This window comes from Lentzea terrae, assembly GCF_003265345.1.
GTDB classification, from domain to species: domain Bacteria; phylum Actinomycetota; class Actinomycetes; order Mycobacteriales; family Pseudonocardiaceae; genus Lentzea; species Lentzea terrae.
The window spans coordinates 179122-205122 of record NZ_QFWW01000013.1 but is presented as its reverse complement, the minus strand read 5'-3'; the positions used below and the strand labels follow the sequence as shown (position 1 = coordinate 205122).

The following is a 26001-nucleotide window of genomic DNA, read 5'->3' as shown; positions in this document are numbered from 1 at the left end:
CGCTGGTCGGCACCTTGTGGGCAACACCGACTCACAAGGGGCAACACCATGACGAACGTCCTGATCTCCGGCGCCAGCATCGGCGGCCCCGCGCTCGCGCACTGGTTGCGGCGCCACGGCTTCGGCGTCACCGTCGTCGAGCGGGCCCGCGGTCTGCGGCCCGGCGGCCAGGCCGTCGACGTGCGCGGCCCGGCGCTGCAGGTCGTCGAGCGGATGGGTCTCGGCGAGCAGTTGCGGTCGTTCAGCACCAACATGCGCGGCATGACCATGCTCGACGCCGAGGGCAACGAGCTGTTCAGCTCCACCACGCACACGTTGAGCGGCGGCGACCTCTCGAGTCCTGACGTGGAACTCCTGCGCGACGACCTCGCGCGGCTGCTCTTCGACGCCACCGACGGCGTGGAGTACCTGTTCGACGACACGATCACGTCAATCGACGGCACCCGCGTGACGTTCGAGAAGGCCGCACCGCGCGACTTCGACGTCGTCGTCGGCGCGGACGGCCTGCACTCGAACGTCCGCCGCCTCGCCTTCGGGCCGGAATCGGAGTTCATCAGCCACCTGGGCACGAACCTCGCCGTGTTCACCGCGCCGAACTGGCTGCAGCTGGACCACTGGCAGACGTTCCAGCAGGGCGACGTCGTGGGTGGCGGCATCATGAGCGCCCGTTCGAACGCGGAATGCCGCGTGTACATGGGTTTCTACGGCGAGGTTTCCTTTGACCACCGCGATGTCGAGGCCCAGCGACGACTGGTGGCCGAGAAGTTCGCCGGCGCCGGCTGGGAGTGGCAGACCGCGTTGAAGCACATGTGGGAGGCGCCCGACTTCCACTTCGACGCGATGGCGCAGATCCGGATGGACACCTGGTCGCGCGGCAACGTGGTGCTGCTCGGCGACGCCGGCTACTGCGGTTCGCCGTTGTCCGGTCAGGGCACCAGCATGGCGTTGGTGGGCGCGTACGTGCTCGCCGGCGAGCTGCGGGACCACGACCCGGCCACGGCGTTCCAGCGCTACGAGGAGATCCTGCGGCCGTACGTGACGGCCAACCAGGACATGGCGCTGCGCAACCAGGAGAGGGGCGGGGCGCCGGGGGAGGAGTTCACCGAGCTGGTGAACAGCCTCCAGCTGCCTACGTACTGAGCAGCTCCTCGATCGCGTCAGTGAGGTCGTCCCTGGGCAGCTCGCTGCCGGTGAAGCGGGTGACCGCCGTGATGCCCTTCGCGTTGGTGTGCCGCCAGTCGCCGAAGTCCAGTCCGTCGAGAGCGGCGACGACCTCCGGGTCGTCGCCGAACTCGGCTTCCTCCCAGGGTTCTTCCGCCGCGATCACCTCGCCGGCGCGGGCGAACGACAGCGTCGTCAGCGCGTTGACGTTCCAGAAGAAGCTGGCCGCTTTTCCGTTGCGGGAAAGGCGTTCGAGCGTTTCCTGGTTGGAGCCGACGTAGTTGTTGTCCTCCACCACGACGACACCGCCGTCGATCTCGATGACGATGGAGTCCTCCTCGAAGTCGTCCACCACGTCGTCGACGTCGAGGCCGGTGATGATCGTGACGGTGGCCGCCTCACCGAGGAGGTCGGCCAGCCACCGCAGCCCGGCTTCCGGCGCGATCGTGCGCTCCGGTTCGGGCTCGCCGCGCAACCGGTGACCGACCTTGTCGGTCTTCTTGTGCACCAACGGTTCCGCGTACGGCGCCGGCCAGATCAAGAGTTCGTAGGCCTCATCGTCGTCCCCGTCCCGTCCGCGGGCGGACACCCGGACGCGGAACTCGCCGGGCCATGGCGGCATCGTGCCGTGACCGAGCCGGGCGTCGCCGTTGACGGCGGTGAAACTGATCTCGGCGACCTCGTCCCAGTGCCTGGTCTCCGGATCGCTCGGAGGGTCCAACACCACCTCCGACATCACTCCGATGGCGCCCTCGGCGAGTCCGGTGCGCACGGCGAATCCCGTGTCGACGGCGGCGACGAGACCCGTTGCCGTGAAGTCTGCCTGGGAGAGGCTCGGTTCCTCGACGAACAGGAACTGGTGGTCGGACACCGGGACGCTCGGGCTCCAGGACAAGCCCTTGTACTCGTCCCGCCGCTTCTGCAGCAACGCCTGGGCGTACGCCGGTGGCTTCGGGATCCCGGGTAGCAGCAACGCGGTCACGCCGATCGCGATGCCGATGACCGCCGACGGGTTGACTGAGGTCGGCGAGCCGAGCCTGCGCAGGACAGCGGCCGAGACCGCCACGGCCAGCGCGAGATGTGCCGCGCCGTGCTTCGCCACGACCGCGTCCTCGTCGCCGGCCGCGTCGCTGAGGTCGAGCAGGGCCGCAGTTGCCCGCACCTGCTCGGTGATCAGCTCGATCGCGCCGGGGTGCACCGCGGCCACCATGGTGACCGGTTCCTTGAGCGCGCTCTGGCCACCGTACGACAGCAGCGAGAACGTGCTGCCGTCCGGAATCGGGCGCAGATCGGAGACCACGTTCTCGGGCGCGGTCAGCGTCAGCTTCGCCACGCCGAGTTCGAGCGCGCCGAGCAGTCGTTCCGCGGTCAGGCCGGGGAAGTCGTCGAGCGCTCGTTGCGCGGGCGTGCCGTACTGCGGGCCGCTCCACTGGCGTGGCTGGTACCTGCCGAGCTCGGCCGCCGGTTCCGCCGGGATGAGCGCCTCGATCGACGGTGCTGCGGCGAGAACCAGTTCTTCGAATTCCCCCATGCCCGTGATTGTGCCGCGCGATGAGCTCGCCGGGTTCAAATTGGCCCAGACCATTGACGGCGAACAGGAGATCTCGTCACGCTGGACAGCGGGTCGCCGCCCCCGACTCGTGAGGAGGAGTCGTGAGAACTCGCGTTCTCGCCGCGGTCATCGCTCTGACCGCGGCCCTCTCCGTCAGTGCGCAGTCGCAAGCCGCCGAACCACTCCGAAGCTTGGTGCCAGTTCCGGTGTCGGTGCAGGCCAGAACCGGTGTCACGCACACGCTGACGGCCGCGACGAAGATCTACACCGCTCCTGCCGCGAGGGACGTCGGCAACTTCCTGGCGGGTGTCCTGCGCCCGTCCACCGGGTACGCGCTGCCGGTGTCGGACGCGACCGGCACCCCGGCCGACGGCATCTCGTTGCTGCTCTCCGGCGCTCCGGCGGCAGTCGGCCAACAGGGCTACCAGCTGGACGTCGCAGCCAACGCCGTCGTCGTGCGCGCCAACACGTCGGAAGGCTTGTTCGCGGGCGTGCAGACGCTGCGGCAGCTCTTGCCCGCCGCGGTGGAGAGCGCGACCACGCAACCCGGTCCGTGGACCGTGCCGGGCGCGTTGATCGTCGACCACCCGCGGTTCTCCTACCGCGGCGCGATGCTCGACGTGGCACGCCACTTCCACCCGGTCGCCTCGGTCAAGCGGTACATCGACCAGCTGGCGCTGTACAAGATCAATTATTTCCACCTGCACCTGAGCGACGACCAGGGCTGGCGGATCGTGATCGACAGCTGGCCGCGCCTCGCCACGTACGGCGGCAGCACCCAGGTCGGCGGCGGTCCCGGCGGCTACTTCACCAAGGCGCAGTACAGCGAGATCGTGCAGTACGCGGCCGCGCGCAAGATCACGGTGATCCCCGAGATCGACCTGCCCGGCCACACCAACGCCGCACTCGCCTCGTACGCGGAGCTGAACTGCAACGGCCAGGCGCCGCCGCTGCGCACCGACATCGAGGTCGGCTACTCCTCGTTGTGCGTCAACAAGGACATCACCTACCAGTTCATCGACGACGTGGTGCGCGAGATCGCGGCGCTCACGCCCGGCCCGTACTTCCACATCGGCGGTGACGAGGCGCACGCGACCTCCGACGCCGACTACCAGGCGTTCATGAACCGCGCGCTGCCGATTGTCAGGAAGTACGGCAAGACCGTGCTCGGCTGGCACGAGTTCGTGAAGACCACGACCGACACCACCGCCATTCCGCAGTACTGGGGCACCACGACGTCCAACGCGACGGTGCAGGCAGCGGCGGCGCGCGGCAACAAGGTCATCATGTCGCCCGCGAACAAGGCCTACCTGGACATGAAGTACAACTCCAGCACGCCGTTGGGCCTGTCGTGGGCGGGCTTCATCGAGGTGCAGACCGCCTACGACTGGAACCCCGGCACGCACCTGAGCGGCGTCGGGGAGTCGGCGGTCCGCGGCGTCGAAGCTCCACTGTGGACCGAGACGATCGTGACCTCGCGCGACATCGAGTTCATGGCGTTCCCGCGGCTGGCGGCGATCGCCGAGCTGGGCTGGTCGCCGTGGTCGACGCACAACTGGGACCAGTTCAAGGTGCGCTTGGGCAGCCAGGCGCCGCGCTGGACGACGATGGGCATCAACTTCTACCGCTCGGCCCAGGTCCCGTGGGACACCGGCGGCCCGCCGCCCGGCCCGTGCTCGCAACCGGCGTGGGAGCGGTCGAAGGTCTACACCGGCGGCAACGTGGTCTCGCACAACGGCCACAAGTGGACCGCGAAGTGGTGGACGCAGGGCGAGGAACCCGGCACCACCGGCCAGTGGGGCGTGTGGCGCGACGACGGTGTTTGTTGAGTGATCCGGTGCGGGTGAGTACGGCTCGCCCGCACCGGGTAACCGTGCGTAATGGATGCCCGAGTTGCCGTTTTCGCCCCTTCTCCCCAGCTCACCGTGACCGTCGAGGACCTCGACGGCGAGCCCGACGTGCACCTGCACGCGGGCGGCCAGGGCTTCTGGCAGTCCAGGATGATCGCCGCGCTGGGCGTCGAGGCCGTGGTGTGCGCGGCGTTCGGCGGCGAGACCGGCCGGGTGCTGCGCACGTTGCTCGAAGGCGAGCACGTCGATCTGCGCGCCCGTGACGTCTCCGCGCGCAACGGCGCCTACGTGCACGACCGCCGGGACGGCAGTCGTTCCGAGATGGTCGAGATGCTGCCCGACGCCCTGTCCCGGCACGAGCTCGACGACCTGTACGAGGCGGCGCTGGTAGAAGGCATCCGCGCGGGCACGGCCGTGCTGAGCGGGCCGTCCGACGACCGCGTGCTGCCCCACGAGACGTACTTCCGCCTCACCTCCGACCTGAGCGGCAACGGCTGCCGCGTGATCGTCGACCTGGCCGGCGAACGGCTCGCCGAGGCGGTGCGCGGCGGCCCGCACGTCGTCAAGGTGAGCCATGAGGAGCTGGGCGAGGAAGAGCTCCCGAAGCTGGTGCAGGCGTGCCGGAAGATCGCCTCTTCCGGTGTGCACGCGGTGGTGGTCTCCCGTGCGGACGAGCCGGCGCTGGCGTTGCTCGACGAGCAGTTGTACCTGGTCAAGATGCCCAAGCTGGAGCCGGTCGACACGCGCGGCGCCGGCGACTCCATGACCGCGGGGATTTCGGCGGGACTCGCTCTGGGTATGTCGTTGGAGGACGCGGTGAAGCTCGGCGCGGCGGCCGGCGCGGTGAACGTGACCCGGCACGGCCTCGGCAGCGGCGGGGGAGAAGCGGTGCGCGAGCTGAGCAAACGCGTGGAACTGGAGCCGATCGAGGAATGAGCCGATGCGTGCGCTGATCACCAACGACGACGGAATCGACTCCCCTGGCCTGGTCACCCTGGCTGCCGCCGCACTGGAGTGCGGGCTCGACGTGCTCGTCGCGGCCCCGGCCACCCAGTCCAGCGGCACGAGCGCGTCGGTCGCGGCGGCGAGCGAGACCGGCCGGGTCGTGAGCGAACGCCGCGTGCTGCCCGGCCTGGACGTGGACGCCTACGCGGTCGCGGCCCACCCCGCGCTGATCTCGTTGATCGCGTGCAACGGCGGCTTCGGCGGCAAACCCGACCTGGTGCTCTCCGGCGTGAACCTCGGCGCGAACGTCGGCCGCGCGATCCTGCACTCCGGCACCGTCGGCGCGGCGCTGACCGGGCACCTCAACGACGTCTCGTCGCTCGCGGTGTCGCTCGACGTGGGATTGGACGGGCCCGAACCGTTGTGGGACAAGGCAGGCGAGGCCGTGCGCGCCGTGCTGCCGATGCTGCTCGAGCTGCCCGCCGCGTCGGTGCTGTCGTTGAACGTGCCGAACATCGTTGACGTGCAAGGACTTCGCTGGGCCGAGCTGGCGCGGTTCGGCACCGTGCAGAGCAGGGTGGACGAGGTGGACGACAACGAGATCGAGCTCGTCACCGTGCACTCGGAGGAAACGCTCGTGCCGGGCACGGACGCGGCGCTGCTGGCCGACGGCTACGCGACCTTGACGCCGCTGCGTTCCGTTGGCGCCGAACCTATTTCGGGCCTGCCTTCCCCGGCCTGGCCAGGGTGATGATGAGCCCGATCAGCGCCGTGCGGACCTCGAGGAAGCTCTCGGTGGTGACGTCGTTGAGCGAAAACGCAAGCATCCCAAACGAAACCAACAGCAGCAGGCCGTACATGCGCGCGAGGTCGTGCCGCCACGCCATCGCGATCCCCAGCGCCCCGACCCCGATCTGGATCACGTGGTAGTCGGGGTCCAGGCCGAACACGTCGAACCATCCGAGCGCGAGTTGCAGCAACCCGGCTGACAGGGTGAGGAACTGCGGCCTCGTGAACTCCAGTTCGTTGCTCAGCAAGGCCATAGGTCCGTCCTACCCTTCGGATCGCCGCCAGACCGCGTCGTACTTCGCTTGTCGTTCGCGGTCCTGCGCGGCGTTTCGCTCACGGCGACCCCGAGTCGCCGACCCTCGCGGGTACCCGTACTTGGTGAGCCGGTAATCCACACTTTCCGGTGCGTAGGACAACGCGAAGTACAGTCCTACAACGAAACCGAGCCCACCGCACGCGATCGCCAGCGGCCACGGCGAGCCGAGCCAGAACACGAGCGCCAGCGTGATGATCACCGTGAGCGGCGTGACCTGCGCGAGGCTGCGGATCGTGAAGCGCACCAGCCACTTCGGACCGGTCACGTCGTCGTGGACGAACTCGCGGTACTGCTGCGGGACCCGGCCGCCCGCGTAGTACCAGACCTTCAGCGCGGGGTTCACCTCGTGGCCTTGGCGATCACTTTGTGCAGCACCTCGTTCAGCTGCGCCAGCTCCTCGAACGTCATGTCCAGCTGCTCCACGACCTTGAACGGGATCTTGAGTGCTTCTGTCCTGAGCTCCTGGCCGGCCTCGGTCAGGGTGAGCGCTAGCGCGCGTTCGTCCGCTTTGTCCCGTTGCCGCTGGATGTAGCCGATCGCCTCCAGCCGCTTGAGCAGCGGGCTGAGGGTGCCGGGGTCGAGCTGCAGGACGTTGCTCAGGTCCTTGACCGTGCGCGGCGACCGTTCCCAGAGGGCCAGCATCACCAGGTACTGGGGGTGGGTGAGGTTCAGCGGCTCCAGGATCGGCCGGTACACCGCGATCACCGTGCGGGAGGCCACGGCGAGGGCGAAGCAAACCTGGCGCTCCAGCTCGAGCGGGTTCTCGGGAATACTTGGTGTACTAATCATTAGTGTACACGGTATCACGCCTTGCCCGGGTTGAAGAGGTTCAGCGGGTCGAGCGCGTGCTTGACGGCCTGTTGCACTGCGCACACCTCGGGGCCGAGCTCGCGGACCATGCCGTCCCGTTTGAGCAGGCCCACGCCGTGCTCGCCGGTGACGGTGCCGCCCAGCGCCAACGCCTCGTTGATGATGTCCTCGAACGCTGCTTGCGCGGCGATGCGCGCGTTGTCGTCGCCGGGCGGGGTGATCAGCAACGGGTGCAGGTTGCCGTCGCCCGCGTGCGCGATGGTCGCGATCTGCACGCCGTGGCGCACGCCGATCTCCTCGATGCGGGCGAGCATGGCCGGCACGAGCGAGCGGGGCACGCAGACGTCCTCGGTGAGCAGCGGGCCGAGCCGTTCGAGGGCCGGGTAGGTGAGGCGGCGGGCGGCGAAGAGCGCTTCCGCCTCCGCCGAGTCGGTGGAACGTTCGGTCCAGACGGCGCCCGCGTCGGTGAAGGCCGTGACCAGGCCGTCGGCGTCCTCCGGTGTTTCGGTGCGGGCCAGCAGCATGGCCTCGGTGTCCGGCTCGATGCCGAGGTGCTTCCAGTCCTCGACGGCCTGCAGGCACGCGCGGTCGATCAGCTCCAGGGCGACCGGCTGCAGGCCCCGGCGGGTGCTCAGGGCGACGGCCCGGCCTGCCTCGACCAGGCTGCCGAACGCGCCGACGACGGTGCCGGCCGGACGTGGCGCCGGGCGCAGGCGCAGGGTGATCTCGGTGATGACCCCGAGCGTGCCCTCGGAGCCGACGAGCAGGCTGGTCAGGTCGTAGCCCGCGATGCCCTTGGCGGTGCGCCGGCCGAGCCTGACCTTGGTGCCGTACTCGACCGGTCCGCCCAGCACGACCTCTAGACCGAGGACGTAGTCGCGGGTGACGCCGTACTTGAGGCAGCACAGGCCGCCCGCGTTGGTCGCGACGTTGCCGCCGATCGTCGACCACGGCGAGCTGGCCGGGTCCGGTGGATACCAGAGTCCGTGCGCTGCAACGGCTTTCTTGAGGTCGTCGTTCACCACGCCCGGCTGCACGACCGCGACGAGGTTGTCCTGGTCGATCTCGACGATCCGGTTCATCCTGCTCAGGTCGAGGACCAGACAGCCGTCCGTCGCGTTGGCACCGCCGGACAACCCGGTGCCCGCGCCCCTCGGCACGATCGGGACGTTGCTCGCCGCGCATTCCCGGACGGCCCGCTGAACGTCCTCTGTGGACTGCGGGCGGTACGCGGCCCGCGGCGTGCCCGTCGGCGCCCACTCGGCTTCGTCGTGGCTCAGGCTGGCGAGCGTGGCTGGATCGGTGATCAGGCCGGCGAGGTCCATCTGCCTCAACGTAGTGAACGCGGCCGCCGGCGCCAGGGATTGTTCCGGACCGTGCCGGGTAGACGACTGACATGGCTCGTACCACCGTCGTCATCGCCACGCGGAACCGTTCGGCCAGCCTGCTGCGGTCGCTCACGCACCTCAGCGAGCTCGCGGTTCCGGTGATCGTCGTCGACAACGCCTCGACCGACGAGAGCGTGGCCCTCGTGCGGCAGAGGTTTCCGCGGGTCAAGGTGCTGGAGTCGCCGGTGAACCTCGGTGCGGTCGCGCGCAACCTCGGCGTGCGGGCGGCGCGGACGCCGTTCGTGGCCTTCGCCGACGACGACTCGTGGTGGGCGCCCGACGCGCTCGAGCGAGCCGAACAGGTCTTCGACGACCACCCGGACCTCGCGGTCATCGCCGCACGCACGCTGGTGGGGCCGTCGGAGAAACCGGACCCCATCACGCCGTTGCTGCGCCACAGCCCGTTGGGCGACGGCGTCGCTGGGCCCGCCGTGCTCGGGTTCATGGCCTGCTCGGCGATCGTGCGGCGGCAGGCGTACCTGGAGGTGGGCGGGTTCAGCCCGGTGCTGTTCTTCCGCGGCGAGGAGACGCTGCTGTCGTGGGACCTCGCGGCCGCGGGGTGGGCGCTCTGCTACGTCGAGGACGTGGTGGCGCACCACCACCCGGCCTTGGAACGCGCCCCGGACGGTGATCTCGTCGAGCGGCGCAACGCCGTGCTGGCCTCGTGGATGCGACGGCCGGTGCATCGCGCGGTGGCGGCGTCGCTTCGAGATCCGCGGGCGTTCCGGGCCGCGGTACCCCGGCTGCGCCAGGCGCTCCGGCAGCGACGCGCGCTGCCGAAGCACCTGGAGACGCAGATCAGGAAAGTGAGCGGACCGCCGCGGCGAGACGCGTGATGCCCTCGTCGATCTGCTCCGGCGTGACGCCCGAGAACGCGAGGCGCATGGCGTTGTCGCCGCCCTCCAGCAGGAAGTCCGAGCCCTTCACGAACTCGACCTCGTGCTCCTTGGCGACGCCGAAGAGCTTCTCGATCGACACGCCCGGCAGCTCGACCCACATGAAGTAACCGCCCTGCGGCGCGGTGAAGACCGCCTCGGGCAGCTCGCGCTGCAGCGCCGCGACGAGCGCGTCGCGACGGGCGCGCAGCGCGGTGCGGACGTTGACGACCGACTCGTCGAGCCGGCCGGAGCGGCAGTACGAGTTCACGATCGACTGCGCCACCATGTTCGGCGAGATGTACGTGGTGGTGGCGATGTCCTGGATCTTCTTGATGATCGCCTTCGGGCCCACCAGGTAGCCGCAGCGGATGCCGGGCGCCATGGTCTTCGAGAACGACGACGCGTAGACGACCTTGTCGTTGGTGTCCTGCGACAGCATCGTCGGCAGCGGCTCGCCGTCGAAGCGGACCTTGATGTACGGGTCGTCCTCGAACAGCACGAAGTCGTACTTGGCCGCGAGGTCGAGCAGCCGCGCGCGCTTGGCCTCGGACAGCGTGTAGCCGGCCGGGTTGTGGAAGTTGGGGATGATGTGCGCGAGCGACGGCCGCACACCGCTCTCGAGCAGCTTCTCCAGCGCGTCGACGTTGATGCCGTCGGTCTCCAGCTCGACGGCGTGGATCTTGGCGCCGCGCTGGCGCAGGTTCAGCAGCGTGCGGTCGTACGTCGGCGCCTCGACCACCACGTCGTCGCCCGGCTTGACGAGCAGCTCGAACAGGAACGCGTCGGCCTGCATCGAGCCGTTGGTGACGAGCACCTGCTCCGGCTCGACACCGTGCTGCTCCGCGATCCACGCGCGCAACGGCACGTAGCCAACGCTCGTGCCGTACGCGAACGTGCCGCCGGGGTCGTTCGTGAAGGCCTGTTGCGCCGCGTCGCGCAGGCCCTCCTGGTCAATGATGTCGAGAGAGGGCGCACCGCGCGTGAACAGGATCGAGGCCATGCGCGGAGCGTACAACTCCCACGATTTGGACTACGGGCGATATACGTACGAGTTGAGCTGCTGCACTGCGCTGCTGGCGTTGCCCAGGTGATAGAGATCGACTGACAGGTAGTTCGGTTTCTTCCTGGCAGCGGGCTGGCAGAACTGCTGCGCCCGGTTCCCGAGCTTGCTGTTGTCCGTCGTCGCCGTGCCGGTGAACGGAACGTCGCGGAAGTGGTTCATGACGAACAACGGCTGGAAGCTGCCGGTCGCGGTGAGTGGTTTTTCATCCCATCGGCTGTAGCAGGACCAGTCGGAGCTGCCGAGGCCTCCTCCCATCGACCAGTAGTTCTCGACGGTCCAGTCCTTCTGGTACAGCACGCCGGAGTCCTCCCGGCCGTCCTTGCCGTGGTCGGTGAAGATGATCAGCCGCTTGTTGGCGGCCTGCATTTGACTGCGCGTGGGCCACCCGTTCTGCTGGACGCCTTCCGCGCGGTGGAGAACGTCGGCGAGGCCCTGGACCTTGCGGAGCTCGGCGCGCAGGACGTCCGCCGACACGTAGTCCTCCAGGAAGACCGTGATGATCTCGCTCCGATTGTTTCGGAGAAAGTCCACGATCCGCTGGATGTCGACGTTGAGCGCCACCGGCCGGCTCACCAGCGTGCAGCTGTTGTGGCACAGGATCGCGCCGTCCGGCGTCTGGTGGATGTCCAGCATGAAACCCCGCACGCCGTCGTTCAGCTGCTGCACGATGCCGCGCGTCTGGTTCTTGGCGAGATTGATGAACGGCGGCGCGAACCCGCCGTCCACCCCGTTCGCGTACGCGTTGTGGGCGGTCAGGAACGTCATCTGGTCGAGCCGCGGATCCGCCGGCATGGGCTCGGTCTGGCTGACGACAGGGGTCAGGTACCAGCGCGACTGGCCGTTGAGGCTGAAGAACTCCCATTGATCACCGAACTGTTTCGGCTCGTGAACCGTATCCCCCTGTGAACACGAACCCATGGTGAGCTGACGGGTGATGCACTGGCCAGGCGAGTCGGTGTTCTCGAACCTCCCGTCGCTCAGTCGCCATTGCTGGTGGTCCTCGTTGCCCTTGGGGCGGTGCAGGGCGAGTCCAGTGCCGCTCTGGGCGACGTTGAGTCCGGTGCTGACACTGGTGATGTAGTACGTGCCCGACGGAGCCGCGTTGGCGGTGGTCGGCACCAGGGGAAGTAGCAGCAGGGCTGCGACGGCAGGGAGGTATCGCACGGTGACCAGAGTCACCCACCCGAGTGAAACATGAAACGTCCTCGAGCGTTTGGACGTTTAACACTGTGGGTATCCCACGCAGCGTCATGGCCTCCTAGCTAGTAGTACAACTCCAACGGCAGCCGTCGCCCAGCCGAAGGGTTCGGGCCGGTTCTGAGCGCCGCCTTCACAAGCCGCGCAGGGTTCGACTCCCTCGGTTGCCACGAACTCACTCGTCGATTCCCGCGGCGAGAAGCCCAGGCGTCGCGGTCGACGGACCGCGGCGCCGGCTTCGTTCAGAAGTTCAGAACGGCGGATCGCCGCCCGACGCGAAATCCGCCTCCTCGTGGCCTTGACGTCTCCGGAGGGCTCGCAGGCGGTCGCCGGCGTGCTCAAGGGCCTCGCGCAGCTGATCCCTGGTTGCTTCACGCCGACGGTCGACGCCCATCAGGTCGTTGAGCTCCCGGTTGACGGCACCAGGGAAGCGCCCCGTTTCCATCGCCAGGACGTAGGCCGCCTTGTTGAGCGACTTCCGCAGCCCGTGCGAGGGCACCTCGGCACTGTGACGGCGTGGTCGCCACAGTCGCGACGGCTCGGTGGCGGGGCCGCGTCGTGCCCTGTTGGTCAGGGCGATCTCGCGTTCGTGCGGCGTCAGGTGGGTCCAGCACGCCACGGGGTTCGGCGCCGGGTCGGCGGGATCGGGCACGCCCCAGTCGGCGGAGCGGGCCTCACAGCGGCGGCCGTTCTTGCGGAGTCGACTGCACTGCGGATCTGTCCGAGCCATCACCGCGGCTCCCTTCGATCATCATCGGTCCCCAATGGAACTCTCCGTGATGACACGATGACAGACAGGTCTGACAATCCTGGAAGTCCAGCTCAGTGACCGCCACCAGATCCGTCCGGACACAAAAGAAGCCCGCCCGGCGACAAGCCGAGCGGGCCTGGAAGAAACAACTCAGAGGGCGCGGACAGCCTGCGCCTGTGGTCCCTTCTGACCCTGGCCGATCTCGAACTCCACGCGCTGCTTCTCCTCCAGCGACTTGAAGCCGTTGCCCTCGATCTGCGAGTAGTGCACGAACACGTCCGGACCACCGCCGTCCTGCGCGATGAATCCGAAGCCCTTCTCGCCGTTGAACCACTTAACGGTGCCCTGCGCCATACCAATTGCTCCCTAGCGTTCATGTCCCCGTCGAGCGGGGTGCGCGGAAAGTCTGCCAGCGGACGGTCTCTCTCACATCGTGATTAGCCCGGAGGTGTGAAGAAGTAAGTTGGACCGGGTACCACCGAGAGGAGCAGGGATGACGAACTGGCTGGACGTCGCGCACGAGGTTGCGGCGACGCTCAGGTCCGACGCGGCGGACAGGGACCGGGCCAACCAGCCACCCACCAAAGAGGTGGAACTGCTCCGGCAGAGCGGCCTGCTGAACGTGCAGGACTGGGCTGTCCAGCAGAAGGTCACCAGGATCATCGGGGCCGCCGACGCCAACGTCGGGCACCTCCTCGGGTACCACTACCTGCAGATCTGGCGCAGCGGGCTGTTCGACGCCCCGTTCAGCGTCCAGCCCGACCAGTTCTGGGCAGGCGTCAGCAACCCGCTCGACGCGGCCCTCGAACTCACGCCGCAAGCAAACGGTTTCCTCCTCAACGGCCGCAAGACGTTCGCCACCGGCGCCTCGCAGGCCGACCGCATCGTGGTCAGCGCGACCCGCACGGACAACGGCGAGAAGCTCACGTTCCTGCTCGACGGCAAGGCGCCGGGAATCACCTACCTGGACGACTGGGACAACATCGGCCAGCGGCTGACCGCTTCCGGCGGTGTCAGCTTCGAGAACGTCGAAGTCACCGAAATTCTCGGAGTGCAGCCGGCCAACGAGGACCCGCGCATCAGTCTCGCCGCGATCGGCTTCCAGCTCGTCCTCGCCCAGCTCTACGTCGCCATCGCGGAAGGTGCGCTCGCCGAAGCGGCCGACTACACCCGCACCAAGACCCGCCCGTGGTTCGTCAGCGGTGTCGAGCAGGCCACCGAGGACCCGTACATCGTCGCGGCCTACGGCGAGATGGTGTCCCAGACCAGGGCCGCCGGACTGCTCGCGGACGAGGCGGCGAAACAGCTCCACGAGGCGAGCGAGCTCGGCCGCCACCTGACGCCGCAGAAGCGAGGAGAGGTCGCCGTCACCATCTCCGAGGCCAAGGTCGTCAGCACCAAGCTCGTCAACGAGGTCACCAGCCGGATCTTCGAGCAGGTCGGCGCGCGTGGCACGGCGGCCAAGTACGGCGTGGACCGGTTCTGGCGCAACGCCCGCACGCTCACGTTGCACGACCCGGTGGTCTACAAGGCCCGCGAGGTCGGCGAGCACTTCCTCACCGGTGCCCGTCCCGCCTACACCGGGTACAGCTGATGCAGCCGGTACTCGCCGACTCGGTCCGGCTCACCGACGACGGCGTGCTGATCCTCGACCGCCGCGAGTTCCCGTTCGAACGCAACTGGGTGCTCTGCCGGACGGTCGAGGACGTCGCGCGGGCCATCGAGGACATGGTCACCCAGTCCTCCGGGCCGTACTTCGCGGTGCTGTACGGCATGGTGCTCAAGGCCCGCACGCTCGAACACCTCCCGTTCGACCAGGCCCGCGCGGAACTCGCGAAAACGGCCGCAGAACTGGAGAACACGCGGCGCACCAACAACGCCCTGCGCAAGGCCACCAAGATCGTCCTGGACCGCGTCGACGCCGCCCAGGACATCACGCACGCACTCGAAGGCGCTGAAGAAGGCGACCGGAGATACCGCGCGAGGAGCCAGGCGTTGGGCGAGCACACGGCCAACCTGCTGCCCGAGCAGGCCACCGTGCTGACCCACTGCTGGGCCGACCTGTACCTCACCGAAACGGTCAGAGCCGCCCAGCAGCAGGGCAAGCAGCTCCGGTTCTTCTGCACCGAGACCCGCCCCTACCTGCAGGGAGCACGGCTCACCGCCGAGACGTTGATCGAGATGGGCGTCGACACCACGCTCATCACGGACGGCATGGGCGCGGCCGTCCTGCAAAGCGGCGAGGTGGACGCGTTGGTGACGGCGGCCGATCGGGTCACCATGGACGGGCATGTCGTCAACAAGGTCGGCACACTGGGGTTGGCCGTGGCGGCGCACGCGTTCGGCGTACCGTTTCACGCCCTGGTGCAGGCACCGGACCGGCAGGCGCCAACGGCACAGGACGTGCCGATCGAGCACCGCGACGGCGCCGAGGTGTTGCACGTCAGAGGCACACCGAGTGCGACGCCGCGGGTGAAGGGGCTGTACCCGGCGTTCGACGTGACGCCGCCGCGGTTCGTCACGGACGTGGTGACGGACAAAGGGGTGTACGGCGCCGGGGAGCTGGACAAGTACTACGAGGGAGAACAGCGGTGAGCAAGTGGGTCGTGCTCGACATCGAGGGCACGCTGAGCGCGACGGACCAGGTGCTGGTCGTCCTGTACGACTACGCCAGGCCGAGGCTCGGTCCCTGGATCGAGCAGCACGGTGACGACCCCGTGGTCGCCGACGCGGTCAAGCAGATCAAGGAACTCTCCGGCCACGACGACGTCGTCAAGGCGCTGCACGACTGGATGGACGCCGACCAGAAGGTCACGCCGCTCAAGACGTTGCAGGGCCTCATCTGGCAGCAGGGTTACGCGCAGGGCGACCTGGTCGCGGAGTTCTTCCCGGACGTCGTCCCCGCGCTGCGCAAGTGGCACGACGACGGCGTGAAGCTCGCGATCTTCTCCAGCGGCTCGGTCGCGGGCCAGATCGCGTTCTTCAAGCACACCACCGACGGCGACCTGACGCCGTTGCTGGAGCACCACTTCGACACGGTCAACGCGGGCCCGAAGCGCGAGGCCGCGTCGTACCACAAGATCGCGGAAGTCCTGCAGTCCGACGACATCACGTTCTACAGCGACGTTCCCGCCGAACTGCACGCGGCGCTGGAGGCGGGCTGGAAGACGGTCGGCGTCGCGCGTGCCGGTGAGCCGTACGGCAACGCCGACTTCACGCCGCACCCGACCGTGTGGGAACTGTCGTGACGGCAGAGCTCGCCCGCGAGTGCGTCCGCTTCGCGCAGATGGGCTGGATGCGCGGCACGAGCGGCAACCTCTCCGTTGTCCTGCAACGGGATCCGCTCCGGCTCGCCGTGACGGTCAGCGGCGTCGACAAGGGTGAGATCACCGCAGCGGACAGCGTGGTGATCGACGCCGACGGCAACGCGGTCGACAGCGACAAGATCCCGTCCGCGGAAGCCGGTCTGCACGCCAGGATCGCGCGCGTCGCGGGTGCGGGCGCGGTCGTGCACGTCCACGCGCTGGCCACGGTCGTCGCCGCCGAGCACTGGCCGGACGGCGTCGTCCTGCAGGACCTCGAAATGCTCAAGGGCTTCGGGCGTCAGGCCCACGAGGAAGTCGTCGTCCCGGTCGTGCCGAACTCGCAGGACATGGTCGAGCTCGGCGACGCCTTCGAGAAGGGTTTCGACCCCGGCGTTCCGGCGCTGCTCGTCGCGCGGCACGGCGTGTACGTGTGGGGCGACGACCTGATCCAGGCCAGGCACCGGCTGGAATGCCTGGAGTGGTTGCTGCGCTTCAAGGTGGAGACGCGATTTACGGGGAGGAACCCATGACGCTGCTGACGGTGTGGCCGGACTCCGGCCCCGAGGAGACCCTCGTCCGCACGACCGACCCCGAGGAGATCGCCACCGCGCTCAAGGAGCACGGCGTGCGGTTCCACCGGTGGTCCGTTGTGGACGGTGTCACGGCAGAGAACGCCCTGCGGATCTACGAGTCCGACGTCGCCCGCGTCAGCGAGACGGAGGGCTACACCTACGTCGACGCGATGGAGATGACGCCCGCGGACACCGACGAGTACCGCGCGAAGGCCGTCGAGTTCCGCAACAAGTTCCTCGCCGAGCACACGCACGACGACGACGAGGACCGCTACTTCGCCCGTGGCGCAGGGGTTTTCTACCTGCACATCGGCGACCGGGTGTACGCGGTGTTCTGCGAGGCGGGCGACCTGCTGAGCGTCCCGGCGAACACCACGCACTGGTTCGACATGGGCACCACGCCCGACTACGTGTCGATCCGGTTCTTCCACGACGACGACGGCTGGATCGGCAACTTCACCGGCAGCGACATCGCTACGAAGTTCCCGACCTTCGACGAAATCCGTTCAGGCATGTGAAAAGTTCAGGCATCTGAATCTAGTTCCGGAACTCGAAGCAGCTATTGATCCCTCCGCCTTCGTGCCCCCAAAGTGGTACAGACCACTTATCGAAGGTCGGAGGGATTCAACGTGGAAACCCCTGCTCTCCACACTCGCCGCTCCATCCTCGCGCTCGCACTGGCCACGCCCCTGATCGTGGCGCCGGCGGCTCAGGCCCTCGCTCAGCCGCCGTCGGCACAGTGGGTGTCGGCGCCGTACAGCTACGACGTCCAGAAGCCGCACAACCTCGCCACGAGCGCCCGCTACAAGTTCGAAGGCGGCGTGCACACCATGTGGGTCTACGACTACGACGCACCGCACACCCCTGGCAGCCCAACGGATCCGCGCACCGAGCTCCGCTTCCACCAGGAGTACTCGAGCGGCCAGCGGGCCTGGCAGGGCGAGATCTTCATCCCGAGCGGTGTCAGCGGCCCGACCGTCGTCCAGATCCTGCGTGAGAACCGCCCGGCCGGCACCCGCGCAACCGACATCATGCTGAACGTCGCCAACATCAACGGCGGCACGCTGCGCAAGGACAGCAACCAGGTCATCGCGACCGGCATCTACAACAAGTGGTTCACCATCCGCATCGAGCACACCGCGGTGGCCGGTGGCCGGGGCACCACGCGCACCTACTACAACGGCTCGCTGAAGCTGACCCACGCCGACGAAGGACCGGCCAACCGGTATTTCAAGAACGGCGTCTACCACCACGGCAGCGGCCGCGCGGAAGCCCGTTTCCGCAACATCACCTACTGGCGCCAGTGACCGGAATTTCGGCGTGGCCCGACGATTGCGGAGCCCGGCCTCGGTGTGCGCATCCTGGTCCAGACCAGTAACCGAGGCCGGAGGCTTCCCCCGTGACCCTGCCCCGTCGTTCCCTGTTCGCGTTGCCCGCCGTCGCCCTGCTCGCGACGCCCGCGCAGGCAGCCCCGGCGTGGACGGAGACGCCGTTCACCTACAAGATCCAGAAGCCGTGGAATCTGCCGCAGAGCGCCCGCTACAAGCACGAGGGCGGCGTCCACTCGATGTGGGTCTACGACACCGACGAACCGATGAGCGAGGGCAGCAAGACCGACCCGCGCACCGAGATGCGCTGGCTGCAGGAGTACTCCAGCGGGCAGCACGCCTGGCAGGGCGAGATCTACGTGCCGAGCGGCGTCAACGGCCCCACCGTCATGCAGATCCTGCGCGTGCGGGGCGGCGACCCCGGCACCCCGGCCACCGACTTCATGCTCAACGTGACCAACGCCAACGGCGGCACGCTGCGGTACTACACGAGCACGGTCATCGCGACCGGCATCTACAACAAGTGGATCCGCATCCGCGTCGAGCACAGCGCCGTCGCGGGCGGCACCGGCAAGATCAAGGTCTACGCCAACGGCGCTCTCAAAGCGACGGTCAACGACCGCGGCAGGGCCACCCGGCACTTCAAGAACGGCGTCTACCACCACGGCAGCGGCCGCGCGGAGGCCCGCTTCCGCAACATCACCTACTGGCGCCAGTAACCCTAGAGTGGGCTCATGAGCTCACAGGTGGCGGTGGCATCGCTCGGCGGCACGATCACGATGACGGGCTCCGGTGCGGTGTCACCGACACTCGGCGCGAAGGACCTCGTCCAAGGCCTCGAGGTCGGCGAGATCGCCACCCTGGCGACCATCCCCGGCGCCTCGCTCACCTTCCAGACCCTCCTCGAGGCCTTCGACTGGGCCGACCAGCAGGTGTCCCGTGGCGCCGGCGGCGTCGTGATCATCCAGGGCACCGACACCCTCGAAGAGACCGCGTACTTCTTCGACTGCCTGTGGCCGCACGAAGAACCGGTCGTCGTCACCGGCGCGATGCGGCACCCCGGCCTGCCAGGACCGGACGGCCCGGCGAACCTCGCCGCCGCCGTCGCCACCGCAGGTGCACGAAACTCCCGCGGCCGCGGCGCGTTGCTGGTGATCAACGACGAGATCCACGCCGCCCGCTGGGTGCGCAAGGAACACAGCAGCCTCCCGAGCGCCTTCAAGTCGTTCCCCGGTCCGCTGGGACTCCTGGTCGAAGGCACCCCGCACTACTTCCACCCCGCGCACCAACTGCCGGCACTCCCACGACCCCAAGACGTCCCAACGGTTCCGCTCGTCGAAGCCACGCTGGACGACGACGGCTCGATCCTCGACTGGCTCAACGTCAAGGGCGCGGTCGTGGCGGCCACCGGCGTCGGCCACGTCTCGGCACAGATGGCCGAAGCGATCTCCAGGGCCCAGTTCCCGGTCGTCGTGGCCACGCGAACGGGCGCGGGCACCACCTTCCGCAGCACCTACGGCTTCACCGGGTCCGAGTCGGACCTGATCAAGCGCGGTGCGGTCATGGCGGGGTGGTTGTGCCCGCGCAAGGCACGCGTGCTGCTCAGGCTCGCTCTCGGCGCGCAGAGCCCGATCGAGGACGTGTTCACCCAACGAGGATCGGTTTTCTAGCTCCGTTCGACGAGCACCGGTTCCTCAGTGACCGTGATCGGGTCACCAGGCCGGATCGCGCTCGCGGTGCCGTCCAGGCGGTGCACGGCGCGGACGTCGAAGGTGGCGCTGGTGACCGCGGTCCCGGTGTCGGTCCAGCGGATCGAGGCGCGATGCGGGCGGTCACCCGTGATCGTGACCGTGCACTCCCAGACGTGCTCTGGCAGGTTGATGGCCGGGCCGCGACCGCACGACGTGCTTTCCGCGTGGTTGAGCCATCTCTGCAGTTGTTCCACGGCCAGCGCAGCCGGGGTCGGGCTGCCGCCGACCGGTTGGAGGACCAGCGGGATCTTGGTGCCGCCCCAGTTGTAGAAGTACATGCGTTCGAGGTTCTGGTTCCGCGCGTACAGGCCGACGAGGTAGAACCGGACCGCGAAGTTGCGCGCCCTGGTCTCGTCCAACGCGCCCTGCAGCGCGATGGTGAAGGTCGTGCCGGTGTTCCAGAGCCTCGGGTGGATCCCCGCCTCGTGCAACGTCCGGTCGATCGCGTCGACGAGGGTCAGCATCGTCTCGGGCGGGTCCGATCCGCTGCGGGGAAAGAGTTTCACGCCTGCCGCGTCACAGCTGAGGTAACCGCCGAGCTCGGCGAACCGCTTCAGGAAGCCCATGCCGTCGGACTCCCACAGCCTGCCCATGCCGGGACACACCAGCGTCGCGTCCGGGGCAGCGGCACGGATGACGCGGACCGCCCGGACGGTCATGTCCACCAGGGTTTCCACGTTCCCGGAGTAGTACCGCACGTCGTTGGCGAGCACCCACAACTCGTAGGCGCTGATCCGGCCCCGGTACCGAGTGGCCACCGCGCCGACGAACCGTTCCCAGTCGGCGAGGTCGTCCGGCGCGGCGGACGTCGAGCCGTCGGGGTACGGGGTCGCCCCGCCGCCAGGAGCCGCCCACCTCGGCGTCGCCCCGAACACGAACAGCACCGGCAGCCCCGCACGTTCGGCGCCGGCCACCTGGCGGTCCAGCACCGACCAGTCGAACTCGCCCCGCCGCCGCTCGATCTCCGACCACCTGGTGCCGCTGTCCCACAAGCGGACCGCACCGACCCGGAACGACGGCATGGCCCCGGTACCGCTGTTGATCGTGACACCGAACAGCGTCGACGGCACCGGAGCCGCGGGCAGTTCCCACGCCGGGCCGGAAACCTGTTGCGCTCCCACGGAATCCTGCTGTGACCGGGTACTCGGTGCCGATCCGGCGACGAGGAGGGTCAGCACCGCGAGAACCGCCACCAGACCGAGGGGCCGTACCGGGCGCTCGGCAAGCACCTCGACCTCGACGGACGGTACGGCGATTTCCGTGCGAGGTGGGATCTTGTCGCTGGTGGCGCTCACCCACAACTGGTGCAGCCGCAACAGTTCCTCGCGGTCCGCGCCGCAGACCCGCCCGATGCGTTCGACGATGCCGAACTCCAGCGGCAGCGACGCTCCGGTGCAGTAGCGGTGGACGGTGGACTTGCTCGCGTGGCACTTCCGGCCGATGGTCTCGTAGCTGTGACCGCTGCGGACCTTCAAGTCCTCCAACGCTTCGCTGAGTCTGCGAGGTCGCATCCCCGTGATGCTGGCACCACTCTTGCCCCCGCGCCTAGAGCCCGCGCGGGGGCAAGAGCTTTGTTCCGGGTGGGCTACCGGCTCACTTCTGCACGAGCATGGTGCACCAGATCTCGTTGTTCGCACCGATGCTGCAGTCGGCGAACTCGTTCGTGAGGATCTTCGTCCACACCCCCTTCTGCCGCCAGCGCCATGGGCCCAGACGGGTGTGGCGCTCGTGGTAGCCCTGGTAGTTGAACGTGTACGCGTCCACGTCCGTGCCTGAGCCTTTGCCGCCCGCGTTGCCCTCGGGCAACGGGGTGTGGGTGCACTTCATGGCCTTGAACCAGGGCACCGGCCCACCCTCCCCGTTCCACACGTCGCAACCCCCAGGCGGGCCGTCGCTGAGGTCGGTCGTGTAGTGCATGAGCTTCCCGGTTCGGTTCTTCACTCCGCCGCACCTGTTACCGATGCAGTCCCCGGCCGATGCCGCCGATGCCGCCGGTGCCGTCACCACCGTCATCCCCAGAGCCATCCCCACAGTGGCGGCGACCGCCACCAGTTTCTTCTTCATGTCGTCCTCCCCGGTCCGGTGATCCCCTGCTGGGATCAGGTTCTGGGCAGGCGGGGGAGATCGGCAAGTCCGTGGGCGGTTCTCGGGACGGTGGGACGCGGGACAGCGTCCCACCTGCGGTGACACGGGGCGCTGGGACGCGCGTTTTCACCCGAACGAGCCCGTTCCATGGATCAAATCCAAGCCCTAGCGTCGAGGAGCATGACCGCGATCATTTCCACCCCGTACAGCCGGGACCTCGGCGATGAGCTACGCCGCCTGCGGGAGTCGTGCACCACGTTCAACGGCCGCACGATGGCCGTCCAACTCGGCTGGGACCCGAGCAAGATCTCCGACATCGAGCTCGGCAAGGTGCGCGCAAGCGATGTCGACGTCGTGCAGTACCTGGCGACGTGCGGCAAGGACATCGACTTCATCGACGAGTTCCGCAAGCGCTACTACAACGCTTTCGATCTGTACTTCGCCCAGATGTCGGACAACGTGGGCACACTCGCGATGACAGAGGCGATGGCCACGAAGATCTTCTCGTACGACGTCCTGATCGTGCACGGCCTGATGCAGACCGAGGATTACGCACGACAGCTGTTCGTCGACTCGCACATCGAAGCACCTGCGGACATCGCGAGGCTCGTCCAGGCACGGATGGACCGGCAAGCGATCATGAGGCGGCCGAACCGGCCGGAGTGCGTGTTCTTCGTGCACGAGCTGGCCTTGCGGATGCAGTTGGGGTGATGCCCGCATTCGCGAAGACCAGTACCTGCGTCTCCTCTTCAACACCCACGTCCTCAGGGTCGTGCCCGCGAGCATCTGTTCTTTCCGCTCTCCGGTCACGTTGTACGAGTTCGGCAAGGCCGCTCCGGTCGTGTACAGCGAAACCGAAACGGCTCAGGTGTGGGCGCAGGACAGCGTCGCCGTCGCGCGGACCAGGCGGCTCTTCGAACGGCTGGATGCCGTGGCCCTGGATGCGGAACAATCGAGGCGCAAGTTGGCGGAGTACGTCAGCGGACTTCGAGAGGACCCTCATGGCGGCGGAACGGATCTGGCGTAAGAGCACCTACAGCAACGGTGGCGCTCCTGAAAGCTGCGTGGAGGTGTCGCTGGCCCAGGACGCGCTCGTCCGGGACACGAAGAACGCGAGCGGTGACGTTCTCGCGTTCTCCACGACTGCCTGGCGCGCCCTGATCAACTGGCTCTGACGACCGACGTGTCGGCGGTCTGCACGGACACGCGGACGGACTGAGGCGCCAGCGACTGCAGGTACTGCGCGTGGTCCGGCCCGAGCGACTCGCTGAACGCGATGAACGCGAGCCGCGGCAGCTCGAACGCGGTGGTGGCGCAGAACTCCTCCAGCCGGTCGAAGCCGCGCCGGATGCCGGTCGCGTCCAGCCCGAACGCGGCGTACCGGTCCAGCTTGGCGGCGCCGATGTCGAGCAGGTGCAACGCGTGCATGGCGTGGGTGAACGCCATTGCGCACACCTCGATGCGCGTGCACGAGACCAGCAACGTCCGCACCATCGACGGGTGCAGCGACTTGCCGGAAGTGCGCAGCACGACGTCGATGCCGGCGGCGCGGAACTTCTCGACGATCTCGAACAGACCCGGCACGCCGAGGGGCTCCCCTCCGCCCAGCGTGACGGTCTCCGGTCGCATCGAGATGAGCGCCCGAGCGATGTGCAGCATTCGCTCGTGACTCAGCCGCGCGTGTGCGACGTCCCAAGTGATGTCCATGCGGTTCAAGCCCCCTGAAGCTCGGCGGATGACGCCGATCCAAACGAGGGACCAGTCCCGCTGTCAGGTGACCGGTGTCCCGTCTTGGGAGGGACTTCCGAGTCCCGCCTCACGGGCCCGCACGATGGCCTGCGCGCGGTCGGCCACCTGCAGCTTGGTGAAGATCGCCGACACCCGGTTGCGCACGGTCTTGCCGGACAGCGAGAGATTGTGCGCGATCGAGGTGTTGTCCAGGCCGGACGCCATCAGCTCCAGCACGTCCCGTTCGCGGTCGGTGAGCTGCGGGAACACCACCGCCTTGGACGACGAGATCGCGGTGAAGTAGCCCATCATCCGTTGCGCGATGGTGGCGCTGAAGATCGCCTCACCGGCACCGATGGCCTGCACCGCGCGCACGATCTCGTCGTCGTCGGTCGTCTTGACCAGATAACCGCGCGCCCCGGCCTTCATGGCCGCGAACACGAGTTCGTCGTCCTCGTGCATCGTCAGTACGAGGACACCGAGCGACGGCAGCACCTCCAGGATCCGCTTGGCGGCGTCGACACCACCCAGTCCTGGCATGTGCAGGTCCATCACGACGACGTCCGGCTCGAGGTCCAGCACGACCTTCACGGCCTCGAGCCCGTCCGCGGCCTCACCGACCACGGAAAGCCCGTCCTCGCCGTCCAGCAACGCCTTGAGCCCGCGCCGGAACACCGGATGGTCGTCGGCGATCACAACCCGCGTCACTGGGCCTCCAGGGGAATCCGCGCCACCACCCTCGTCCCGTGTGGTTGCGCTGGTCCCACTGTGCACGATCCACCCAGCTCCGCGCAGCGTTCTCGCATCGAGTCGAGCCCGACTCCAGGCCGTGCGTCCGGCGCCACCCCGCGCCCGTCGTCCACGATCTCCACGACCAGGTCCCCGTCCGTGCGCACACTGATCACGCAAGTCGAAGCACCGGAGTGGCGCGCGGTGTTGGTCAACGCCTCCGCGACGATCCGGTAGGCCGCGACTTCCACGGCCGCGGACAGCCCGTCGATCTCCTCGGCCTCGACGCGCACCGTCAGCTCGCCGTTGAACCGCGCGGCTTCGTCCCGTACGGCCAGCGCCAGCCCTTGGTCCAGGATCGGCGGCCGCAGCCCGTCCACGAGCCGCCGCACCTCACCGGCGGTCGAGTCGACATCACCCAGCACCGGGTCCAGCACGTCGCCCAACGACCGGCGCAAAGCCTTGAGCTGCAACCGAATCCCGACCAACGCCGGTCCAACTCCGTCGTGCAGGTCGCGCCGGAGCCGCAGCCGTTCTTCTTCGCGTGCACGCACCAACCGTTCCCGCGCGAGCTGCAGATCGGCGGTCAGCTTGATCGACTGCGCGGCCGGAGCGGTCGACCGGGCGAGGTCCACGAGCAGACTCAGCTCGCGATCGCTCAACCGCTCGTCCGGCGCACGCGGCTCGACGACGAGGTCGCCGACCAGCGCACCCCGGTACGTCATGGGGAAGCGCAGTTGCGGCCACCCGCGACTGCGTCCGTGCTCGGCCAGCACCGACCCGCCGCGAATCGCCACGTACGGCAGCTTCAACGACGCGGCCACGGTCGCGGCCACCGTCGGCAGCACGTCCTGCGACCGCTCGAGCTTCTCGCTCAAAGTCGACAAAGCGACATACGGATCCGCTCGCACACCGAACAGCCACAGGTCGAGCTTGCGCTGCACCCAGCTGCGGATCGGCGCGAACACCAGCCCTGCCGCCACCACCCCGATGACTTCGGCGTCGGCCGCGAACAGCCGCCCACCCGCGAGCATGGCGCCCATGTAGACCAACAGCAGCACCACGGTCAACGAGCCGTAGAGCAACGACCGGTGAATCAGCAGGCTGATGTCGTACAAGCCGTATCGCACGATCGCGATGACCGCGGCAGCCGGAAACGCGAGCACACCGACGACCCAGGCGACGTGCCCGTCCGTCGTCTCCAGCACGGTCGCGGCAACGGCCAGTGCCAGCAACGCGACCGCCCACACCAGCAGCCGCCGTTCGTCACCCTCGGCCTTGCGCCACCTCAGCACCAGCGACACGACCGCCGCGACGACCGCGATCCCGGCCGTGACCACGGCGATCGCGGTGATCGTCTTCGCGGCGGCGGGACCACCACCGCGGTGGAAGCCCGCCGGATCAGCCCACGATCCCCAGGCGAGCCCGGCCGTGCCGAGAACAGCACCCAGCAACGACACCCCAATGGCGACCCACCACCGGTTGCTCAACGGCCTGCCGTTGGGGAAAACCAGTGCGACGGCGGGCAGCAGCGCGTAGGTCGGCCACCAGACCCACTCCTCGACCCATCGGGCTGGATGATCGGCCGGCTGGCCGGCGACCGCGACGGCGATGCCGCCGAACACGCCCATGACCAGCAACAACCACCCCACGGACGACCCGCGGACATGCCCGATCACCCGCACACCGAGCAGTGTGAAGGCGATTGCGATCAGCCAGTTCCGCGGATGCGAAATCGCGCCGGTGACCGCGGTGTGCACGACGGCGAAGAGCACACACGCGGCCACCAGCGCGCCGATGACC

At 68.3% G+C, this 26001-nt stretch carries 30 protein-coding genes; 16 read left to right on the top strand and 14 right to left on the bottom strand.

What is annotated here, in order from left to right; genetic code table 11:
• Nucleotides 1–48 precede the first annotated feature (48 nt).
• Entirely contained in the window at nucleotides 49–1140 is a 1092-nt protein-coding gene (locus DI276_RS19695; RefSeq protein WP_112265447.1) for an FAD-dependent monooxygenase, read from the top strand.
• Here DI276_RS19695 and DI276_RS19690 read toward each other — a convergent pair.
• Nucleotides 1130–2692 carry a DUF6461 domain-containing protein gene (locus tag DI276_RS19690; RefSeq protein ID WP_112265445.1) on the bottom strand — a complete coding sequence of 521 codons (1563 nt, stop codon included), beginning with the start codon at nucleotides 2690–2692 and terminating at the stop codon, nucleotides 1130–1132. The genes DI276_RS19695 and DI276_RS19690 overlap by 11 nt on opposite strands.
• Nucleotides 2693–2841: 149 nt before the next feature.
• Here DI276_RS19690 and DI276_RS19685 point away from each other — a divergent pair, with 149 nt between their 5' ends.
• Genes DI276_RS19685 through surE form a run of 3 tightly spaced genes read left to right on the top strand, consistent with a single transcriptional unit; the run spans nucleotide 2842 to nucleotide 6259 of the window.
• Nucleotides 2842–4542 (top strand): family 20 glycosylhydrolase, encoded by a 1701-nt coding sequence (locus DI276_RS19685; protein ID WP_232836790.1) that lies wholly within the window; start codon nucleotides 2842–2844, stop codon nucleotides 4540–4542.
• 51 nt (nucleotides 4543–4593) lie between these two features.
• Entirely contained in the window at nucleotides 4594–5499 is a 906-nt protein-coding gene (locus DI276_RS19680) for a 1-phosphofructokinase family hexose kinase (RefSeq protein WP_112265441.1), read from the top strand.
• 4 nt (nucleotides 5500–5503) lie between these two features.
• On the top strand, nucleotides 5504–6259 hold the full coding sequence (gene surE, locus DI276_RS19675; protein WP_112265439.1) for a 5'/3'-nucleotidase SurE: 756 nt from the start codon (nucleotides 5504–5506) through the stop codon (nucleotides 6257–6259).
• On the opposite strand, the gene DI276_RS19670 is transcribed toward surE, so the two are convergent.
• Genes DI276_RS19670 through DI276_RS19655 form a run of 4 tightly spaced genes read right to left on the bottom strand, consistent with a single transcriptional unit; the run spans nucleotide 6222 to nucleotide 8748 of the window.
• Nucleotides 6222–6551 (bottom strand): hypothetical protein, encoded by a 330-nt coding sequence (locus tag DI276_RS19670; RefSeq protein WP_112265437.1) that lies wholly within the window; start codon nucleotides 6549–6551, stop codon nucleotides 6222–6224. The two genes, surE and DI276_RS19670, sit on opposite strands and share 38 nt — an antisense overlap.
• A 9-nt stretch (nucleotides 6552–6560) precedes the next feature.
• The gene (locus DI276_RS19665) at nucleotides 6561–6956 is read right to left on the bottom strand and encodes a DUF5313 family protein (protein WP_112265435.1); all 396 of its coding nucleotides are present in this window, start codon (nucleotides 6954–6956) and stop codon (nucleotides 6561–6563) included.
• Complete coding sequence (locus tag DI276_RS19660; RefSeq protein ID WP_198680758.1) at nucleotides 6953–7402, bottom strand: MarR family winged helix-turn-helix transcriptional regulator; 450 nt, start codon at nucleotides 7400–7402, stop codon at nucleotides 6953–6955. The genes DI276_RS19665 and DI276_RS19660 overlap by 4 nt, the downstream gene beginning before the upstream one ends.
• Nucleotides 7403–7416: 14 nt before the next feature.
• Nucleotides 7417–8748: an FAD-binding oxidoreductase gene (locus DI276_RS19655; RefSeq protein ID WP_112265433.1), complete on the bottom strand. Its 1332-nt coding sequence runs from the start codon at nucleotides 8746–8748 to the stop codon at nucleotides 7417–7419.
• A 71-nt stretch (nucleotides 8749–8819) separates the two neighbouring features.
• Between DI276_RS19655 and DI276_RS19650 the strand changes: the two genes are divergently transcribed.
• Nucleotides 8820–9647 carry a glycosyltransferase family 2 protein gene (locus DI276_RS19650; protein ID WP_112265431.1) on the top strand — a complete coding sequence of 276 codons (828 nt, stop codon included), beginning with the start codon at nucleotides 8820–8822 and terminating at the stop codon, nucleotides 9645–9647.
• Here the strand turns inward: DI276_RS19650 and DI276_RS19645 are convergent.
• The 4 genes from DI276_RS19645 to DI276_RS19630 all read right to left on the bottom strand — a co-directional run bounded on the left by DI276_RS19645 (nucleotide 9610) and on the right by DI276_RS19630 (nucleotide 13054).
• Nucleotides 9610–10689 carry an aminotransferase-like domain-containing protein gene (locus DI276_RS19645; protein ID WP_198680757.1) on the bottom strand — a complete coding sequence of 360 codons (1080 nt, stop codon included), beginning with the start codon at nucleotides 10687–10689 and terminating at the stop codon, nucleotides 9610–9612. The two genes, DI276_RS19650 and DI276_RS19645, sit on opposite strands and share 38 nt — an antisense overlap.
• A gap of 30 nt (nucleotides 10690–10719) precedes the next feature.
• The gene (locus DI276_RS19640) at nucleotides 10720–11916 is read right to left on the bottom strand and encodes a PI-PLC domain-containing protein (protein ID WP_198680756.1); all 1197 of its coding nucleotides are present in this window, start codon (nucleotides 11914–11916) and stop codon (nucleotides 10720–10722) included.
• Nucleotides 11917–12199: 283 nt separating this feature from the next.
• The gene (locus DI276_RS19635) at nucleotides 12200–12679 is read right to left on the bottom strand and encodes a hypothetical protein (protein ID WP_112265425.1); all 480 of its coding nucleotides are present in this window, start codon (nucleotides 12677–12679) and stop codon (nucleotides 12200–12202) included.
• Between the two features lie 171 nt (nucleotides 12680–12850).
• A complete protein-coding gene (locus tag DI276_RS19630; protein ID WP_112265423.1) occupies nucleotides 12851–13054 on the bottom strand; it encodes a cold-shock protein in 204 nt (67 codons plus the stop codon).
• Between the two features lie 139 nt (nucleotides 13055–13193).
• Between DI276_RS19630 and DI276_RS19625 the strand changes: the two genes are divergently transcribed.
• From DI276_RS19625 to DI276_RS19590, 8 genes are all read left to right on the top strand, one after another.
• Nucleotides 13194–14294: an acyl-CoA dehydrogenase family protein gene (locus DI276_RS19625; protein ID WP_112265421.1), complete on the top strand. Its 1101-nt coding sequence runs from the start codon at nucleotides 13194–13196 to the stop codon at nucleotides 14292–14294.
• A complete protein-coding gene (locus DI276_RS19620; RefSeq protein WP_112265418.1) occupies nucleotides 14294–15295 on the top strand; it encodes a s-methyl-5-thioribose-1-phosphate isomerase in 1002 nt (333 codons plus the stop codon). Before DI276_RS19625 ends, DI276_RS19620 begins: the two co-directional genes overlap by 1 nt.
• On the top strand, nucleotides 15292–15948 hold the full coding sequence (gene mtnC, locus DI276_RS19615; protein ID WP_112265415.1) for an acireductone synthase: 657 nt from the start codon (nucleotides 15292–15294) through the stop codon (nucleotides 15946–15948). The genes DI276_RS19620 and mtnC overlap by 4 nt, the downstream gene beginning before the upstream one ends.
• Entirely contained in the window at nucleotides 15945–16535 is a 591-nt protein-coding gene (gene mtnB, locus DI276_RS19610; protein WP_269814276.1) for a methylthioribulose 1-phosphate dehydratase, read from the top strand. Before mtnC ends, mtnB begins: the two co-directional genes overlap by 4 nt.
• Nucleotides 16532–17095 (top strand): 1,2-dihydroxy-3-keto-5-methylthiopentene dioxygenase, encoded by a 564-nt coding sequence (locus tag DI276_RS19605; protein ID WP_112265411.1) that lies wholly within the window; start codon nucleotides 16532–16534, stop codon nucleotides 17093–17095. The genes mtnB and DI276_RS19605 overlap by 4 nt, the downstream gene beginning before the upstream one ends.
• Nucleotides 17096–17206: 111 nt before the next feature.
• Entirely contained in the window at nucleotides 17207–17884 is a 678-nt protein-coding gene (locus tag DI276_RS19600; RefSeq protein ID WP_112265409.1) for a polysaccharide lyase family 7 protein, read from the top strand.
• Between the two features lie 92 nt (nucleotides 17885–17976).
• Nucleotides 17977–18624: a cinnamyl alcohol dehydrogenase gene (locus DI276_RS19595; protein WP_112265407.1), complete on the top strand. Its 648-nt coding sequence runs from the start codon at nucleotides 17977–17979 to the stop codon at nucleotides 18622–18624.
• Nucleotides 18625–18639: 15 nt separating this feature from the next.
• On the top strand, nucleotides 18640–19575 hold the full coding sequence (locus DI276_RS19590; RefSeq protein ID WP_112265405.1) for an asparaginase: 936 nt from the start codon (nucleotides 18640–18642) through the stop codon (nucleotides 19573–19575).
• Here DI276_RS19590 and DI276_RS19585 read toward each other — a convergent pair.
• Both DI276_RS19585 and DI276_RS19580 read right to left on the bottom strand, forming a co-directional pair.
• Complete coding sequence (locus DI276_RS19585) at nucleotides 19572–21167, bottom strand: helix-turn-helix domain-containing protein (RefSeq protein ID WP_112265403.1); 1596 nt, start codon at nucleotides 21165–21167, stop codon at nucleotides 19572–19574. The two genes, DI276_RS19590 and DI276_RS19585, sit on opposite strands and share 4 nt — an antisense overlap.
• Nucleotides 21168–21249: 82 nt before the next feature.
• On the bottom strand, nucleotides 21250–21720 hold the full coding sequence (locus tag DI276_RS19580) for a hypothetical protein (RefSeq protein WP_112265401.1): 471 nt from the start codon (nucleotides 21718–21720) through the stop codon (nucleotides 21250–21252).
• 201 nt (nucleotides 21721–21921) lie between these two features.
• On the opposite strand from DI276_RS19580, the gene DI276_RS19575 reads away from it, so the two are divergent.
• The 3 genes from DI276_RS19575 to DI276_RS19565 are packed head-to-tail and all read left to right on the top strand — an operon-like array spanning nucleotide 21922 to nucleotide 22916.
• Nucleotides 21922–22452: a Scr1 family TA system antitoxin-like transcriptional regulator gene (locus DI276_RS19575; protein WP_112265399.1), complete on the top strand. Its 531-nt coding sequence runs from the start codon at nucleotides 21922–21924 to the stop codon at nucleotides 22450–22452.
• 7 nt (nucleotides 22453–22459) lie between these two features.
• Nucleotides 22460–22768 carry a Scr1 family TA system antitoxin-like transcriptional regulator gene (locus DI276_RS53420; protein ID WP_408610565.1) on the top strand — a complete coding sequence of 103 codons (309 nt, stop codon included), beginning with the start codon at nucleotides 22460–22462 and terminating at the stop codon, nucleotides 22766–22768.
• Nucleotides 22743–22916: a DUF397 domain-containing protein gene (locus DI276_RS19565; protein WP_112265394.1), complete on the top strand. Its 174-nt coding sequence runs from the start codon at nucleotides 22743–22745 to the stop codon at nucleotides 22914–22916. The genes DI276_RS53420 and DI276_RS19565 overlap by 26 nt, the downstream gene beginning before the upstream one ends.
• Here DI276_RS19565 and DI276_RS19560 read toward each other — a convergent pair.
• The 3 genes from DI276_RS19560 to DI276_RS52180 form a co-directional block, all read right to left on the bottom strand.
• Nucleotides 22903–23448, bottom strand: a complete 546-nt coding sequence (locus DI276_RS19560; protein WP_112265392.1) for a radical SAM protein — start codon at nucleotides 23446–23448, stop codon at nucleotides 22903–22905. The genes DI276_RS19565 and DI276_RS19560 overlap by 14 nt on opposite strands.
• 63 nt (nucleotides 23449–23511) lie before the next feature.
• Nucleotides 23512–24177: a response regulator transcription factor gene (locus tag DI276_RS19555; protein WP_112265390.1), complete on the bottom strand. Its 666-nt coding sequence runs from the start codon at nucleotides 24175–24177 to the stop codon at nucleotides 23512–23514.
• Nucleotides 24174–25985, bottom strand: coding sequence for a sensor histidine kinase (locus tag DI276_RS52180; protein WP_157984808.1), 1812 nt, complete (start codon nucleotides 25983–25985; stop codon nucleotides 24174–24176). The genes DI276_RS19555 and DI276_RS52180 overlap by 4 nt, the downstream gene beginning before the upstream one ends.
• Nucleotides 25986–26001 lie beyond the last annotated feature (16 nt).